General features: G+C 73.4%; 15 protein-coding genes. 3 read left to right on the top strand and 12 right to left on the bottom strand.

Translation table 11 applies throughout. The annotated features are described in order from the left end of the window. Positions 1-11: 11 nt before the first annotated feature. Genes P8A18_RS23815 through P8A18_RS23825 form a run of 3 tightly spaced genes read right to left on the bottom strand, consistent with a single transcriptional unit; the run spans position 12 to position 2,043 of the window. Positions 12-314 carry a DUF8847 domain-containing protein gene (locus tag P8A18_RS23815; protein ID WP_306057433.1) on the bottom strand — a complete coding sequence of 101 codons (303 nt, stop codon included), beginning with the start codon at positions 312-314 and terminating at the stop codon, positions 12-14. 17 nt (positions 315-331) lie between these two features. Further along, the gene (locus P8A18_RS23820) at positions 332-1,081 is read right to left on the bottom strand and encodes a TetR/AcrR family transcriptional regulator (RefSeq protein WP_306057435.1); all 750 of its coding nucleotides are present in this window, start codon (positions 1,079-1,081) and stop codon (positions 332-334) included. 26 nt (positions 1,082-1,107) lie between these two features. Next, positions 1,108-2,043 carry an AurF N-oxygenase family protein gene (locus tag P8A18_RS23825; protein ID WP_306057437.1) on the bottom strand — a complete coding sequence of 312 codons (936 nt, stop codon included), beginning with the start codon at positions 2,041-2,043 and terminating at the stop codon, positions 1,108-1,110. Between the two features lie 177 nt (positions 2,044-2,220). Between P8A18_RS23825 and P8A18_RS23830 the strand changes: the two genes are divergently transcribed. Genes P8A18_RS23830 through P8A18_RS23840 form a run of 3 tightly spaced genes read left to right on the top strand, consistent with a single transcriptional unit; the run spans position 2,221 to position 5,294 of the window. Continuing rightward, positions 2,221-3,339: a ferritin-like domain-containing protein gene (locus P8A18_RS23830; RefSeq protein ID WP_306057439.1), complete on the top strand. Its 1,119-nt coding sequence runs from the start codon at positions 2,221-2,223 to the stop codon at positions 3,337-3,339. Then, positions 3,323-4,372 (top strand): protein kinase family protein, encoded by a 1,050-nt coding sequence (locus P8A18_RS23835; protein ID WP_306057441.1) that lies wholly within the window; start codon positions 3,323-3,325, stop codon positions 4,370-4,372. Before P8A18_RS23830 ends, P8A18_RS23835 begins: the two co-directional genes overlap by 17 nt. A gap of 46 nt (positions 4,373-4,418) precedes the next feature. Then, positions 4,419-5,294 (top strand): hypothetical protein, encoded by an 876-nt coding sequence (locus P8A18_RS23840; protein WP_306057443.1) that lies wholly within the window; start codon positions 4,419-4,421, stop codon positions 5,292-5,294. 31 nt (positions 5,295-5,325) lie between these two features. Here the strand turns inward: P8A18_RS23840 and P8A18_RS23845 are convergent, their stop codons facing one another. The 9 genes from P8A18_RS23845 to ligD all read right to left on the bottom strand — a co-directional run bounded on the left by P8A18_RS23845 (position 5,326) and on the right by ligD (position 15,392). Continuing rightward, on the bottom strand, positions 5,326-5,634 hold the full coding sequence (locus P8A18_RS23845; protein WP_306057444.1) for an SCO0607 family lipoprotein: 309 nt from the start codon (positions 5,632-5,634) through the stop codon (positions 5,326-5,328). Positions 5,635-5,753: 119 nt separating this feature from the next. Then, positions 5,754-6,821, bottom strand: coding sequence for an amidase (locus P8A18_RS23850; protein WP_306057446.1), 1,068 nt, complete (start codon positions 6,819-6,821; stop codon positions 5,754-5,756). 4 nt (positions 6,822-6,825) lie between these two features. Beyond that, positions 6,826-8,283 carry a penicillin-binding transpeptidase domain-containing protein gene (locus tag P8A18_RS23855; RefSeq protein ID WP_306057448.1) on the bottom strand — a complete coding sequence of 486 codons (1,458 nt, stop codon included), beginning with the start codon at positions 8,281-8,283 and terminating at the stop codon, positions 6,826-6,828. After that, a complete protein-coding gene (locus P8A18_RS23860; RefSeq protein WP_018550008.1) occupies positions 8,280-9,668 on the bottom strand; it encodes an FtsW/RodA/SpoVE family cell cycle protein in 1,389 nt (462 codons plus the stop codon). The genes P8A18_RS23855 and P8A18_RS23860 overlap by 4 nt, the downstream gene beginning before the upstream one ends. Before the next feature lie 69 nt (positions 9,669-9,737). Beyond that, positions 9,738-11,051, bottom strand: coding sequence for an ATP-binding protein (locus P8A18_RS23865; protein ID WP_306057451.1), 1,314 nt, complete (start codon positions 11,049-11,051; stop codon positions 9,738-9,740). Next, complete coding sequence (locus P8A18_RS23870; RefSeq protein ID WP_306057453.1) at positions 11,048-11,785, bottom strand: hypothetical protein; 738 nt, start codon at positions 11,783-11,785, stop codon at positions 11,048-11,050. The genes P8A18_RS23865 and P8A18_RS23870 overlap by 4 nt, the downstream gene beginning before the upstream one ends. A 128-nt stretch (positions 11,786-11,913) precedes the next feature. Further along, positions 11,914-12,246 carry a zinc ribbon domain-containing protein gene (locus P8A18_RS23875; protein ID WP_306057455.1) on the bottom strand — a complete coding sequence of 111 codons (333 nt, stop codon included), beginning with the start codon at positions 12,244-12,246 and terminating at the stop codon, positions 11,914-11,916. Then, the gene (locus P8A18_RS23880) at positions 12,243-14,348 is read right to left on the bottom strand and encodes a HEAT repeat domain-containing protein (RefSeq protein ID WP_306057457.1); all 2,106 of its coding nucleotides are present in this window, start codon (positions 14,346-14,348) and stop codon (positions 12,243-12,245) included. Before P8A18_RS23880 ends, P8A18_RS23875 begins: the two co-directional genes overlap by 4 nt. A gap of 147 nt (positions 14,349-14,495) precedes the next feature. Then, complete coding sequence (gene ligD / locus P8A18_RS23885) at positions 14,496-15,392, bottom strand: non-homologous end-joining DNA ligase (protein WP_306057459.1); 897 nt, start codon at positions 15,390-15,392, stop codon at positions 14,496-14,498. Positions 15,393-15,447 lie beyond the last annotated feature (55 nt).

Raw genomic sequence — 15,447 nt, forward strand, 5'->3', positions numbered from 1 at the left:
GACGGCCGATCCTAGTCGGGCAGTTCCCGCTGCCCCTTTCCGCCATCGTTCCCCGGTTTGGACCAGGGCCACCGGGGCTTGTGGCGTTCGCGGCCCTCGGGGACGTACTCGTACACCCAGCCCCGCTGGATGCCCAGCCGTTTCGAGTATCCGGCCGGGGCCCTGCGGTACGCGTACACGGTGGCGGGTCCGCCGGCGGCGTCCGGGACGGGGACCTCGTACCACTTGGGCGGGTGGCCGGTCGCGCCCGTGAGGACGGGCAGGACCCGGCCGTCCAGCGGGCCGCCGACGAAGGCGGTGTTCTCGCTTCTCACCCGGCCAGTCTGACCGATCAGTCCGGCGGCAGCAGATGCGCGGCCACCCCGACGAGCGGGGCGAGCCGGTCCGCCAGCCGGCCGGCCGGGCCCGTGATGTTCTCCAGGGGCAGCAGCGCGGCCACGGCGGAGGCGGTCTGCGGGTCGGAGGCCGAGGTGACGGCGAGGAGGCCGATGAACTGGTCGACCAGCCAGTCGCGCAGCTCGGACGCGTCCGGCCGCTTGCCCTCGTCCAGCCAGATCAGCGAGGCGGCCTCGACCGCCGCGATCCAGGTGCGCACCATCATGCTCAGCCGGGGCGCGGGCTCGCTCTGCGCGTCGTGGCCCAGGTGCAGGAGGATCTGCTCGGCCGCCGCCCGCCGGACCTCGTCCACGATGGTGCCCGTCCGGGACGTCTCGGCGACGCTGCCGCCGCGCAGCAGGGCGCTGAAACCGGCGTCGTGCTCGTCCACGAAGGCCAGATAGCGGTCCAGGACGCGCACCACCCGCTCGGTCGGCGGGCCCTCGGCCGGCTCGGCGAAGCACAGCTTCAGCTGCTCCGCCGCCGACCTGAGCGCCGCCTCGTACAACTGCTGCCGCCCGCCGGGGAAGTAGCGGTAGACCAGCGGGCGGGACACCCCGGCCACCGTCGCGACCTCGTCGAGCGAGACCTCGTCGGGGGCCCGGTGGGCGAAGAGGGTGAGCGCCGCACCGAGCAGCTGGGTGCGCCGCTCCTCGACGCTGAGCCTTCGGTACGCGCGCGCGGGCGGCGCGGCTGCGGCAGTCATACCGGCAAGCCTAAGGGCTGTCGCCCTCAGGCCAGCAGTCCCGACTTCTTCCACAGCCTGCGTCCCACGCCGTTGAGGACCCCGATGTCCTCGAAGAAGTCGGTCAGCCGCTTGGCGCCCGTCTGCATGACCTCGGCCCGGTGGCCGCTGGCCCGTACCTGGGCGACGGCCTCGTGGCGGTCCAGCCCGACGTTCTCGTACACCCGCGGGTTGACGAAGCAGACGGAGAAGACGCGGGCCGCCTCGCCGCAGCTCAGCCGGGCCAGTTCGCGTTCCCAGCGCGGGGCGGTCACCATCTGGCGGCGCAGCTCCTCGCGGGCGTAACGCACATGCCGGGCCTCCTCGATCACATGGATGCGGGTCACCCCGCGCACCAGGGGCTGGACGCGCTCGTCGGGGAAGGTGAGGCGCTGCATCCAGTCGAGGATCTCCTCGCCGAGGAGCGTGCCGGCGAACGAACCGGGCGTCGTGGAGACGCTCTTCAGGACGCGGGCCATGTTGTGGTACCTGCGCGGTACGGAGTAGGTGGGCCCGTCGCCCCAGGTGATCATCCGGCCGAACATCATCGAGTGGCGGCACTCGTCGGCTATCTCGGTGAGCGCGTAGCGGACGTGGTTGCTGGTCGCGGGCTTGTCGTAGATGTGCCGGACCAGCAGCTGCATGAGGATGATCTCGAACCAGATGCCCAGCGAGGCCAGCGAAGCGGCCTCGTGCCGGGCCAGTTCGAGCCGCTGGTCGTGCCCCATGCGCTTCCACAGCGGGGTGTCGTAGAGGGAGACCAGCTCCGGCGGCCAGAACCACTTGCCGTCCTCGGGCGGCGAGTCCCAGTCGAGCTCCTTGTCCGGGTCGAAGGAGTGCTTGGCCGACGCCTCCAGCAGCCGTTCCGCGATCTGTTCGCGGCCGCGCAGCGGGCCGAGCGCGTCACGGAGGGTCTGCAGATCGCTTTCGGTCACGGTCGTCATGGCTGGGGGCACCTCACACATGGGTTACCGACGGTCACCCATTATGAGACTGCGTGTCAGCAAGGCAGTCAATCCCCTGCGCACGACTTGTTGACCCCGCGTCTACCAACATGTGAACCTGCCAACTGAGCCGGTAACGCGCTGTGTTACGACGTACGCGAGGCGAAGGAGCCGTCCGTGTCGACCCACGACCTCTACACCACCGCCCCAAAACAGCCGCTGTGGGAGGTGCCCGCCTCCGGCGCCGCACGCTTCAGCTGGGACTACGACGACGGCCGCGAGCGCCTCCTCGCCCTGTACCAGAAGGGCAAGGACAAGCAGTGGGACGGCAACAAGCGCATCGACTGGAGCCTGGAGGTCGACCCGACCGACCCGCTCGGCACCCCCGACGAGGCGCTGACCCTGTACGGCACCCCGCACTGGACGAAGATGACCGAGAGGGACCGGGGCGAGCTGCGCAAGCACTACACCGCCTGGCAGTTCAGCCAGTTCCTGCACGGTGAGCAGGGCGCGATGATCTGCGCCGCCCGGATCACCGAGTCCGTACCCGACCTGGACGCCAAGTTCTACTCCGCGACCCAGGCCATGGACGAGGCCCGGCACGCGGAGATATACAGCCGGTTCCTGCACGAGAAGATGGGGATGCTCTACCCGGTCAACGACAACCTCCAGGGGCTGCTCGGCGACACCCTGCGCGACTCCCGCTGGGACATGCCCTACCTCGGCATGCAGGTCCTCATCGAGGGCCTGGCCCTGGCCGCGTTCGGCATGATCCGCGACACCACGACCAAGCCGCTGCCCAAGCAGATCCTCGCGTACGTCATGCAGGACGAGGCCCGGCACGTCGCCTTCGGGCGGATGGCGCTGCGCGACTACTACCGGCAGCTCAGCGACGCGGAACTGCGCGAGCGCGAGGAGTTCGTCATCGAGGGCTGCTACCTGATGCGCGACCGGCTCAGCGGGGTGGAGGTCCTGGAGAACTTCGGCATCGGCAAGCAGGAGGCGAAGGATCTCTCCGAGCACTCCGAATACCTCCAGCTCTTCCGTAAGCTGCTGTTCAGCCGGATAGTCCCGTGCGTCAAGGACATCGGCCTGTGGGGCGAGCGGCTGCAGAAGGCCTACGTCGACATGGGCGTCCTCGAACTCGGCGACTCCGATCTGGACCTCCTCATGGCGAGGGACGAGGAAATAGCCGAGCAGCTGGACAAGGACCGCTTCGAGGCGGAGGAGCGGGCACGGGTGGCGGAAGTGGCCGAGGCGATCAGCCAGGGCGGGGTGGATGCGGCAGGAGTCTGAGCGCCACCGCGCACGCCTGGCCGCCCACGACCGGGCCTCGGCCCGGCTCTCCCGGATGAGCGACCGCCGGATCGGCGAGGCCGTAGCCTCGGCCGCCCCGCTGGGCTCCGGTCTGGGCGGCAGGTCGGCGGAGCTGGACGTGGGCGGCACCCGGGTCTTCGTCAAGCGGGTGCCCCTGACCGAACTCGAACTGCGCCCGCGCAACGCACGCTCGACCGCCAACCTCTTCGGGCTGCCGGTCTTCTACCAGTACGGGATCGGCTCGGCCGGCTTCGGAGCCTGGCGGGAGCTGGCCGCGCACGTCCTCACCACCGACTGGGTCCGCACCGGGGCGTACCCGGACTTCCCGCTGATGTACCACTGGCGGGTCCTGCCCGACTCCCCGCCCGAGGGCTTCACCGACGAATTCGGCGGCATCGAAGGAGCGGTGGCCCACTGGGAGGGCCACCCGGCCGTCCGCGAACGGCTGGAGGCGATCGGCCGGTCCGCGGCGAGCCTGGTGCTCTTCCTGGAACACGTGCCGCACACCCTCGCCGCCTGGCTCGGCGAGCGCCGCGAGGCCGCCGCGAGGGGCGGCGAGGACCCGCCGTACGCCTGGCTGGACGCCGCCCTCGCGCGCGGCGCCGGCTTCATGGGCGCGCACGGGTTCGTCCACTTCGACGCCCACTTCCACAACGTCCTGACCGACGGGCACGCGATCCGCTTCGCGGACTTCGGCCTCGCGCTGAGCTCCACGTTCGACCTCTCCGCCGAGGAGTCCGCGTTCCTGGCCGGCCACCTCGCCTACGACCGCCACTACGTCGCCGGCCACCTGCTGCGCCACCACCTCTTCGACGGGGTGCGCGACGCCGCCTTCCTGCGCGACTGGATCGCGGGCGACCGGCCCGGCGGCGTACCGCCCGAGGTGGCCGCGCTCGTCGACCGGCATGCCGCGCCCGCCGTCGTCCTGGACGGATTCCACCGCGGCCTGCTGACGGTGAGCAGGCGCACGCCCTACCCGTCCGCCGCCATCGACAGCGCGGCCGGACACTGACCGGGCCTCGAAATCGTGTTCGTCCCGATGCCGTAGCTTGGGCGCCATGACCACGCCCCCGCCCCCGCCGCCGCAGGGCCCGTACGGCGCGCCCCAGGGCCCCTACGGCCCGCCGCAGCCCCAGCAGAATCCGTACGCCCAGCAGCCGCTGCCCGGACAGCAGCCGCCCCCGTACGGATATCCGCAGGGCGCCCCGACGCCGCCCTCGCCCTGGGGCGCGGTGCCCGGCGGGCCCGGGTTCCCGGGGATGCCGCCGCCCCGGCGGAACAGGGCCGGCCTGATCGCCGCGGCCGTCGCGGGGGCGCTCGTGGTGGCCGGCGGCGTCGCCTTCGGGGTCGTGCGGCTGATGGACGGGGCGGACGACGGCAAGCTTCCGACGGCCGGGAGCTTCCCCGCGGCCGAATACCGGCTGACCGTGCCGAAGACCCTGCTGGACGACGAGTACACCCTGTTCGAGGACACCTCGGCCACGGACGGGAAGGACATCGAGGACACCTACGACCCGACCATCCGCGACCCGAAGGCGGTGGTCACCCAGTACACCTCCAAGAGCGGTGGAACCCTGGTCGTCTCCGGGATGTGGGGGCGCATCAAGTCACCGGAGTTCTCCCGCGACAAGATCCTGGAGGGGGCAGCCGAGGCCGACGGGATGACCATGGCCGTGCCCGCCCGGGAGTTCACCCCCGAGGGCTACGGCATCACCGTCTCCTGCCAGGTCGTCAGCTCGAAGGAGGGGGCCGTCACCACCACGCTCCCGATGTGCGCGTGGGGCGACAGCAACACCGCCTCCTTCGTCGCCGTCGTCACCGCCGAGAGCGCCTTGCAGGACCCGGAGAAGGTCGACCTCGACCGGGCGGCGCTCGAAACGGCCCGGGTGCGCGAGGAGATGCGCAAGCCGATCGAGGCCACGCGGGCGGGCTGACCGTCCGCCAGCCGGTCAGCCGGTCAGCCGGTCAGTCCGAGACCTCGATGATGTTCCCGTCGGCGTCCAGGGTGTGGGTGTTCCAGTACGTCCACCACTTGTCGTCCACGTGCTCCGGGACCTTGCCCTCCGGGTAACGGGCGTACCCCTTGGGCGGCTCCTGGCCGTCCGGCACACAGGCGCTCCCGGTACTGCCCACGTACAGCACCGGGTACTCGCCGCCGGAGCACACCGCGTCCGCCGTGGAACAGGCGGACGTGAGCACGGCCAGGGCCACGCCCGTGACGGCGAGGGCTGCGGTGGCGGTCCGGAGGCGGCGGGGACGACGGGCTGTGCGCACGGTGGGGCTCCTTCTGGGGGTGGCTGTCGGTGTCCAGGCTGCTGCCTCGGGCCGGCGCGGTCCTGAGTACCCGTACTCGGATGCGGTACTCGGGTACGTGTACGGGCCGTTCGTCTCCCTCACCCCACGACCGGCGGCAGAACACGCTCCACAGCCCCGGCCACGCCCAGCAGCTCCGCGTCCCGGCCCCGGTCGGCCACCAGTTGGAGCCCGACCGGGCAGCCGTCCGCGGTGAACCCGGCGGGCACGCTCGCCGCCGGATGCCCGCTCAGGTTGAACGCCCAGGTCAGTGACGTGGAGTAGGTCTCGCCCGGACCCTCGTGGCCGTGCGGGCGGTTCGGGGTGACGGGGGTCAGGAGCAGCGGGGTGCGGGCGAAGAAGGCGTCCAGCCGGCGGTCGTTCTCCCCGCGCAGCTCCGCCTCCGGCGGCGGCACGTCCCCGCCGCGTACCGCGTGCCAGGCCGCCGCCGGGTCCAGCAGCTCGCACCCGCCCCCGGCCGGCCGCACCACCCCGGCCGCCACCAGCCGCCGCACCGCGCCCCGCACCACGGCCGCCACCTCCGGGTCGGTCTCCGCGAACCCCAGGTCCGGGCTGTAGGCGGCGGACAGGGGCAGCACGGGGGCCACCGGCGCGTAGCCGTCCAGGACGTGGCGCAGATACGTCTCCGCACCGGCCGCCGAAGCTGCCAGCACCCCGGCCGACGCGAGCCCCGACCGGTCCGGCGACGGCAGCAGCCCGTTCGTCGTCTTCAGCCCGAACACCCCGCACCAGGCGGCCGGGATGCGCACCGACCCCGCCCCGTCGCTGCCGGTCGCCAGCGGGACCAGGCCCGCCGCGACCGCCACCGCCGAACCGGCCGACGAACCGCCCGGGGTCCGGTCCGGCCGCCACGGATTGACGGTGCGCCCGTGCGCGCCGAGCCCCCAGGTCTGCCAGCGCGTCCCCGGGCCGGGCACGGAGGTCGAGCCGACCGGGACGCCACCGGCCGCGATCAGCCGCCGGGCCGCGTACCCGCGGATACCGGCCGGGCCCTTCACCGCGAACGGGAGCCCGGCCAGGGGGAGGCGGGACGCGGCCGGGAGCCGGGCGAGCGCCTCCTCGGGCCGGACGTCGAGGAACGCGCACAGCCGCGGGTCCTCGCGCCCGATCGCGGCCAGCGCCCCGCGCACGTCCCAGGATTCCGTCACCGGCTCAGTCTTCCAGGGCCGCTTCCATCACGGCACGCGCGATCGGCGCCGCGCTGCCGCCGCCGCTGATGTCGGCCCGGTCGGCCTCGGCGTCCTCGACGACCACGGCGACCGCCACCGCCGGGCGGGCCGCGCCGTCGGCCTGCGCCCAGGAGATGAACCAGGCGTACGGCAGGTCCGAGTTGTCGACGCCGTGCTGGGCGGTGCCGGTCTTGCCGCCGACCGTCGCCCCGTCGATCGCCGCGTTCGTGCCCGTACCGTCCTCCACCACGTCGACCATCATCTGCCGCAGCCGCATCGCCGTCGTCGGTTCCATCGCCCGGTGGTAGGAGCGCGAACCGGTCGTGCGCACCGTCGCGCCGCTGTGCTTGGTCGTCCGCTCCACCAGGTGCGGGTACATCAGCTCCCCGCCGTTGGCGACGGCCGCCGCCACCATCGCCATCTGGAGCGGGGTCGCCGTGGTGTCGAACTGCCCGATCGAGGACTGTGCCAGCTGGTCGTCGCTCATCTCCCGGTCGAAGTTGCTCTTCGCCACCCCCGACGGGATCTTCAGGTCCGTGTCGTTGAAGCCGAACCGGCCGGCCGCCGCCACCATCCCGTCGAGCCCGACCTCCACCCCCAGGTGCGCCATCACGGTGTTGCACGAGACCCGGATCGCGTCCGCCAGCGACGCCTTGGCGCAGCCGCGCGACTCGTTGGGCAGGACGGTGGAGGTGCCCGGCAGCACATAGGGCGACGGGGTGTCGGTCGCCGCGTCCGGATCGGTGACGACCTCCGCGTCCAGGGCCGCGGCCGCCGTCACGATCTTGAACGTGGAGCCGGGCGGATAGGTCTGCCGGATCGCGCGGTTGAGCATGGGCCGGCTGTCCGCCGCGTTCAGCTCCCGCCAGGCGTCGGTGACCGACGAGCCGGTGCCGGACAGCCGCCCGGGGTCGTACGACGGGGTCGAGACCAGCGCGAGGACGCGGCCCGTCGCCGGCTCGATGGCCGCGACCGCGCCCCGCCGGTTGCCGAGCCCCCGGTAGGCGGCCCGCTGCATCGCGTCGTTGACGGTGGTGACGACGTCACCGCCCGGCTGCCGGTCCCGGGTGACCTCGTTCCACAGGGGGAGCGGGGCGAGCAGCGGGTCCGTGCCGGAGAGGACCGCGTCCTCGGCGTTCTCGATGAGCGTGGTGCCGTACGTCTGCGAGGCGTATCCGGTCACCGGGGCGTACAGCGGGCCGTAGCGGTAGGTCCGCTCGTGGGCGAGCTGCTCGCCGGTGTCCTTCGAGCCGGTGACGGGCCGGCCGTCGACCAGGATGTTGCCGCGCGGCTGGTCGTAACGGGCGATGGTGTTACGGCGGTTGGCGGGGTTGTCGTCCAGCTCGTCGGCCTCGAAGACCTGGACGCGGGCGGCGTTCACCAGCAGCGCGACGAGCAGCAGCAGGCAGAACGCGGCGGCGTGCCGGATGTGGCGGATCACCGCTCGCCCTCCGGGAGGGACGGGGCCGGGGCGACGACCCCGGCCTCCACCTCGTCCGGCGGCGGCCGGCGGGCGACATCGCTGACCCGGATCAGCAGCGCCACGATGATCCAGTTGGTCACCACGGACGAACCGCCCTGCGCGAGGAACGGCATCGCCATCCCCGTCAGCGGGATCAGCCCCATCACCCCGCCCGCGATCACGAACACCTGGAGCGCCAGGATCGAGGCGAGCCCGATCGACAGCAGCCGCCCGAACGCGTCGCGCAGCGCGAGCCCGGCCCGGAATCCGCGCGCCACCAGCAGCGCGTACAGCAGGAAGACGGCGGTCAGCCCGGCGAGGCCCAGCTCCTCGCCGGCCGTCGCCAGGATGAAGTCGGACTTGGCGGCGAACCCGATGAGGACCGAGTGGCCGAGCCCGAGGCCGGTGCCGAGCATCCCGCCGGCGGCGAAGGCGAACAGCGACTGGGCGAGCTGGCCCGGCCCCCGGCCGGCGTCGATCGAGGCGAACGGGTCGAGCCAGTCCTGCACCCGGCTGTGCACATGCGGTTCGAAGGAGCCCACGACGAACGCGCCGACCGCCGCGAGCAGCAGCCCGACCGCGATCCAGCCGGTCCGCCCCGTCGCCACGTACAGCAGGATCACGAACAGCCCGAAGAACAGCAGCGAGGTGCCGAGATCGCGTTCCAGGACCAGGACGCCGACGCTGAGCAGCCAGATCGCCACGATCGGCCCGAGCACCCGCCCGGTGGGCAGCTGGAGCTTCCAGATCCTGCGGCCGGTGTACGCGAGGGCGTTGTGGTTCGCCGCGAGGTAGGCGGCGAAGAACACCGCGAGCAGGATCTTGGCGAACTCGCCGGGCTGGAAGGAGAAGCCGGCGACCCTGATCCAGATCTTCGCCCCGTTCACCGCCGGGAAGAAGATCGGCACGATCATCAGGACGAGCGCGGCGGCGACCGAGAGGTACGCGTAGCGCTGGAGCACCCGGTGGTCGCGCAGGAACACCACCACCGCGATGAAGAACGCGACGCCGAGCGTGGACCAGATCAGCTGGGTCGTCGCCGCCCGGTCGCCCGGCGTCTCCAGGTCCAGCCGGTAGATCAGCACCAGACCGAGGCCGTTGAGCAGGACGGCGATGGGCAGCAGCAGCGGATCGGCGTACGGGGCGCGGAAGCGGACCGCGAGATGGGCGAGCAGCGCGAGCAGCCCGAGGCCGCCGCCGTATCCGGCGACGTCGGGCGGGACCGCGTCGTCGTGGGCCAGCCCGACCGCGGCGTAGCCGTAGACGGAGATGAGGACGGCCCCGATGAGGAGCGAGAGTTCCACGCCGCGCCGCTTGGGCAGGCGCAGCACGGGCGGGGGTGCGTCCGCCGTCGATGCGGTCATGCCCCGCAACGTAGCAAGAGGCGGGTGGTATTTCCCTTATGTTCAGGTGTGGAGGTTTACGGGGAGCCCTCAGGCGGTGCCCGGGGACTCCTCCTCGTCGAGGTGTACGTAGTGCGGCAGCGTCAGCCGGGCCACCGCCCCGCCGTCCGGCGCGTTCCCGAAGGACAGCGCGGCGCCCATCACCTCGGCCTGCCCGGCTGCGATGGTCAGCCCGAGGCCGTGCCCCTTGCCGCCGGCCTCGGTGCGGAAGCGCTGTGGGCCGCCCGCCGTCAGGTACTCGGGGAAGCCGTCGCCGTGGTCGCGTACGGTCACCACCGGCCCGTCGACCGTCAGCACCACGGGCGGCGTGCCGTGCCGGTGCGCGTTGCTGATCAGGTTGCCCAGCACCCGTTCCAGGCGCCGCCGGTCCGTCTCGACGCGTACCGGCTCCCCGGTGACGACGACCTCGGTGTCCGTGCCCGAGGCCCGCACCACGCCCGCGGCGAGCGGGGCCAGTTCGTGCACATCGAGATCGACGTGTTCGGTACGGGCGTCGAGGCGCGAGATCTCCAGCAGGTCCTCGGTCAGGGCGCGCAGGGCCCGCGCCCGGTCCTGCACCAGCTCGGACGGCCGTCCCGGCGGCAGCAGTTCGGCGGCGGCCGACAGACCGGTCAGCGGGGTGCGCAGCTCGTGCGCCACATCGGCGGTGAAGCGCTGCTCGGCCTGGAGCTTGCGCTGGAGCGCCGACGCCATCGTGTCGAGCGCCCCGGCGACGACGGCGACCTCGTCCTGCCGGCGCGCGGGGTCCGCCGTACGCGGGTCGTTGACGCGGGCGTCCAGATCGCCCGCTCCGATCCGCCGGGCCACCCGCGCGGTCTGGTGCAGCCGCCGGGTGACCCGGGTGACGGCGAACGCGCCGACCAGCAGGGTGGCGCCGATCGCCAGCAGCGAGGAGCCGAGGATCGCCCCGTCCAGGCCGTTGATCGTGCGGGCGCTCTGGCTGTAGTCGGTCCAGGCGGCCAGCGCCCGCCCGTCGTCCGCCGGGGTGGCCGCCCACATCGCCGGGCGCCCCAGGTGCCCGGCGACCATGGTGCCGCGCCGCCCGCCCGCCGCCAGGGCCCGAAGCCGCGCGGGCAGCCCCGGCGGGTCCACCCCGGAGCGCGGCGGGAGCGCCTCGCCCGCCTCGTAGGCGCGGGACACCTCGGTGAGCCGGGCGAGCGCCTTCTCGCGGGCGTGGCCGACCGTCTGGCGGGTGACCGCGGTGTGGACCAGCACGCCGAGGAGCGCGGCCAGCACGCAGCACATCACGGTGATGAAGACCGCCGACTTCCAGGTGAGCGTGGCGGTCCAGGCGGGCAGCCGCAGCCGGCGCCGGCGCCGCGTCGTCCTCGCCCGGCGGCTCATCGGCGCTCCGCCGGGACGGAGGCCGTGGGCCGGGGCGTGCGGCGGGCGGAGGGGCGCGGGCTCGGCGGGTGCCCCTTGTCCTGCCCGATGCGCAGGATCTCGTCCTGCGTGGGAAGCATCGCGCGCTGCCGGTCGTCCCAGGACCACGCCGTGCGGTACTCGTAGCCCGTGATCGCCGACGGCGCCCGCATGATCAGGTCCCGGCCGGCCAGCTCCACGCTGATCACCGCGTCCGACGTGGACATGATGCGGATCAGCGCGCCCGCGTCCGGCATGTAGACCCGGACCGAGAGCTGACGGCCGGCCAGCCGGATCGCGAGGACCATCTCGTCCTTGCCGTCCCCGGTGAGGTCCCGGAAGTAGGGCGGCAGGACCGGGCAGGAACGGGGCGCGTCGCGGCAGGCGTTGATCTGCTCCACCGTCCGGTCCGGCAGCTCGTCGACCCCGCTGGACCGGTCGGGCAGCGCCTTCAGCCCCGCCCGCACCACCGCCACCGGGTCCAGCCGGCGCACATCGCCGCCCGGGACCCGGATGCCGGGGATGCGCGCGGTCTCGCCCTCGCCGTAGTCGTACGGGGCGGCGGACGCCGGGGGCAGCGTCGGCCACAGGCGCACCGGACCGACCGCGGCCGGCATCCGGCCGGCGCTCCGCAGCTCCCCGCCCGTGCCGCAGCCGGCCAGCAGCGCGGCACCGGCGACGGCCACGAGGGCGGGCAGCAGCCGCGGACGCCGCATGACTTCCTCCGATCCGGGGGTTTCCGGGGAGCGGACCGGGGAGGGCCCGTCCGCCCCGTCGACCTTATTCGGAAGGAAGTCTCTTATGTGTATTTAGTGCTGATGCGCAGTCAGTCAGCCTGCCGCGGTCAGTGCTGGTACGGGTTCTGACCCTGGCCCTGCCCCGGCGCGCCCGGTGCGTAGCCCGGCTGCTGGGCCTGCCCGTACGGGTTGCCGCCCTGCGCCGCCATGTGCTGGGCCAGCAGCTGGTCGGCCTGCTCCTTGGGTATCCGCTGCTCACCGCCGCAGAACGTGCACTGCGTGGCGAACTTGGTGGAGAAGGGGAACAGCGGCACGAAGAACAGCGTGAACTTCGTGACCCGCTTGCGCAGCGTGTGCGCGGCCGGATTCCCGCACCAGCCGCAGACCAGCGTCAGGACGGCCAACTGGTAGAGATAGCCTCGCGTGCCAAAGATGATCATGTGGGTTCCTTCCCCGTGTTCCCCAGGAGCGCCCGGCGGCAGAGCGCCAGCAGCTTTTCGTCGGTGTACGTGTCATGGCTGCCGTACCCGCCGTCCATCGCGTTGTGCCGGCGTACGGAGGTGAGCTCGGCGAACAGCACGTGCGCCGCGTCCGACCCCGCGTCAGCGGGCCCCATCCGCGCCAGGCATTCCGCCACCCGGACCCGGACGTGACGATTCTGCTCCCAGGCCGCCAGCAGCACCGGGACGGACTCCTCGGCCCGCCCGGAAACCTCCCACAGCGCGATCGCCGCGTCCACCCGCAGCCACAGCTCCTCGTGGCGCAGCAGCGACCGCAGCCCCGGCGCGGTCGCCGCCGCCCGCCCGCCCAGCCGCCCCAGCGCGCTCGCCGCCGCACGCGCCACGTACACGTTCTGGGTCGCGAGCCCCTCGACCAGCACCGGGAGCACCGCGCCGGCGTCCCCCTCCACCGCCCACAGCGCCTCGGCCGCCTCGACCGACTCCGTCGTCCCGGTGTGCCGCATCAGCGCCCGCAGCTCGGGCACCGCGCAGCCGGCGGCCGGCCCGAAGGAGGCCAGCGCCCGCAGCGCCGCCGTACGCAGCCACTCGCCCCGGAACGCCTCGGTGCCGCGCAGCACCCGCAGCACCTCCGGCGCGGCCTCGCCCGCCCGCAGCGCGGTCAGCCCGGTCAGCAGCGGGCCCGCCCGGTCGTACGCCTGCTCGTCGAGCACCACCTCGCCCAGCCGGCTCCGCAGCGCGCCGGCCAGCGGCCGGGCCGCCTCGCCCAGGAAGCCGATGCCGGGCCCCACGTCGTACGGCACGTCCGGGCGGTCGAGCGCCGCGGCCAGGGCGGGCAGCGCGCGGGCGTCGCCCAGCCGGGCCAGGGCCTTCACCGCGCTGCCGAGCGTCGGCCGCCCGCCCGCCCACTCCCGCACCCAGGCCCCGGGGTCCGCCGCGACCCGCGCCGCCAGCGCGTCCGCCGCGGGCGCGGCCAGGCCGAACAGGCCCTCCAGCAGATGCGAAGCGGCCTCCGCGAGCTTCGGATCGGGCGAGGCGAGCTGCTCGCCCACCAGCCCGACCAGCTCCGCGTAGGAACCCCGCCAGTCGCCCATGAGCCCGCCGCTCATGCGCACGGCGTCGGCGCGCTGCCAGGGGTCGGGGCTGCGCAGCTGATCGGTGAGCAGCTCCGTGCGTTCGGTGACGCGGTCGTCGAGCCCGATGTGCAGGGTGCGCAGCAGATCGGCCGTCCAGGGCGCGGTCCGCCCCGCGCTCTCCTCGGCGGCCGGCGCCCGCAACTGCCCCAGCAGCGCCACCGGGGCGGCCTCGGGGGCGGCGGGCTTGGCACCGCAGGGCCGGGCGCCCGCCGGGTCGGGGAGCGTACGCAGTTGCCGCAGCAGCCCCGTCACCAGCGGCACCACATCGCCCGGCAGCGAGCGCGGCGCGCAGCGCGCCAGCTGGGCCAGGGCCGCCAGCCGCAGCCCCGGCGGATTGGCCTCGGCGGCCAGCCGGCTCAGCCAGTCGGCGACCGGCGCGGCCAGCGGCCGGTGGCGCAGCGCGAGCCGCCCGGCCGCCTCGACCAGCGCGAGCCGCACCTCCTCGTCCGCCTCCACCGCCAGCCGCTCCCGCAGCAGGACCAGCACCCGGGCCGGGTCGTCGTGCAGGGTGGCCAGGGCGAGCGGGGCGGAGAGCCGCAGGCCCTGGTCCGGGTCGGCCATCAGCGGGAAGAAGACCCCGGCGCCGGCGGAGACGGCGGCCGCCGCCATCGCGTAGTTCGCCGCGCCCTCCGCCTCGTCCTCGTCGATCTCCTCCTCGTCGTCCTCGCCCAGGTCGATGCCGCCGATGCTGGTGAGCAGCTCGACTATGTCGCCCCGGTCCGGGACCGCCGGATCGGCCACCAGCTCGAAGAGGAAGGGGATGCAGGCGAGCGTGCACGCGTAGACGTCGCCCTGGTGGTGCACCGCCCCGTACATCCCGTCCAGGGCGCCTTCGCGCTCCGCCGGATCGGGGGACGCCAGGCCCCGCAGCAGCGCCGGCACGTCGTCGGCCGGCCCGTAGGCATGCTCCATCGAGGCCCAGTCGACCTCTTCGATCCCCGCGAACACGCCATCGCCTCCCCACCGACGTCCACGAAAGCAGTGTCTGCGCAGAGTGTGCACCACGGCTCGGACAATCCGACCACCCCCCGTACCCATTTGCCCTTGGACATGACAAAACTCGCGTCTGTGCGGTAGGAGTGCCGGCGCGTACGGCTACGCGGTATCCGGAATCGGCCGGCCCCGGCCGGGTTCGTTCAGCGGGGCGAGCAGGTCGCCGTGCCGGTCCAGCCGCCCGGCCATGTCGCCCGCCAGGAAGACCAGCTCACCGGGGCTGCGGCACTGCTCGATCTCCGTCCAGGTGACCGGCGCCGAGACGGACGGTTCGGCCCGCGCGCGCAGGGTGTAGGGCGTGGCGGTGGTCTTGGCGGCGGCGTTCTGGCTGAAGTCGACGAACACCTTGCCCGGCCGCAGCGCCCGCCGCATCCGGTGCACCACCAGGTCCGCGAGCTCCCGCTCCGCCCGGACGGCCAGCCCCTTCGCGTACGCCGAGACCGCCGCCGAGTCCGTGGGGGTGATCGGCACCAGCAGATGCAGACCCTTGGACCCCGAGGTCTTCCCGTACGCGTCGAGCCCGTCGTCGGCCAGCCGCTCCCGCAGCCACAGCGCGACCCGGCAGCACTCCACGACCGTGGCGGGCGCCCCCGGGTCCAGGTCGAACACCAGCCGGTCGGCCACCGCGGGCGTCTCCGCCCGCCACTGCGGGGTGTGGAATTCCACCACCAGGTTCGCGGCCCACATCAGGGAGGCCAGATCCTGGACGACCACCTGCTCGGACGGCTCGCTCTCGCGGTGCGGCACCGGGGTCCTGTGTACCCAGGACGGAGTACCGGGCGGCGGGTTCTTCGTGAAGAACAGCTGCCCGTCCGGCCCGTCCGGGTAGCGCAGGAACGACACCGGCCGGTCCCGCAGCTGCGGGAGCAGCACCCCGGACGCCGTGGCCGCGTAGTAGTGCAGCACCTCGCCCTTGGTGGTGCCGGTGGCCGGGTAGAGCACCTTGTCCAGATTGCTCAGCGACAGCCGTCGCCCCTCCACCTCCGTGATCGGCGTCATACGATAAGAATCACACGCAAAAGCGATTTCTACGGATATTGCGGATGTAAGGGGT

Origin of the sequence: Streptomyces sp. Mut1 (genome assembly GCF_030719295.1) — a bacterium.
Classification (GTDB): Bacteria; Actinomycetota; Actinomycetes; order Streptomycetales; family Streptomycetaceae; genus Streptomyces; species Streptomyces castrisilvae.

Coding starts and splice junctions, on each gene's coding strand:
- P8A18_RS23820 (WP_306057435.1), bottom strand. CDS start 1,081: ATGACTGCCGCAGCCGCGCCGCCCGCGCGCGCGTACCGAAGGCTCAGC.
- P8A18_RS23825 (WP_306057437.1), bottom strand. CDS start 2,043: ATGACGACCGTGACCGAAAGCGATCTGCAGACCCTCCGTGACGCGCTC.
- P8A18_RS23835 (WP_306057441.1), top strand. CDS start 3,323: ATGCGGCAGGAGTCTGAGCGCCACCGCGCACGCCTGGCCGCCCACGAC.
- P8A18_RS23840 (WP_306057443.1), top strand. CDS start 4,419: ATGACCACGCCCCCGCCCCCGCCGCCGCAGGGCCCGTACGGCGCGCCC.
- P8A18_RS23860 (WP_018550008.1), bottom strand. CDS start 9,668: ATGACCGCATCGACGGCGGACGCACCCCCGCCCGTGCTGCGCCTGCCC.
- P8A18_RS23865 (WP_306057451.1), bottom strand. CDS start 11,051: ATGAGCCGCCGGGCGAGGACGACGCGGCGCCGGCGCCGGCTGCGGCTG.
- P8A18_RS23870 (WP_306057453.1), bottom strand. CDS start 11,785: ATGCGGCGTCCGCGGCTGCTGCCCGCCCTCGTGGCCGTCGCCGGTGCC.
- P8A18_RS23875 (WP_306057455.1), bottom strand. CDS start 12,246: ATGATCATCTTTGGCACGCGAGGCTATCTCTACCAGTTGGCCGTCCTG.
- ligD (WP_306057459.1), bottom strand. CDS start 15,392: ATGACGCCGATCACGGAGGTGGAGGGGCGACGGCTGTCGCTGAGCAAT.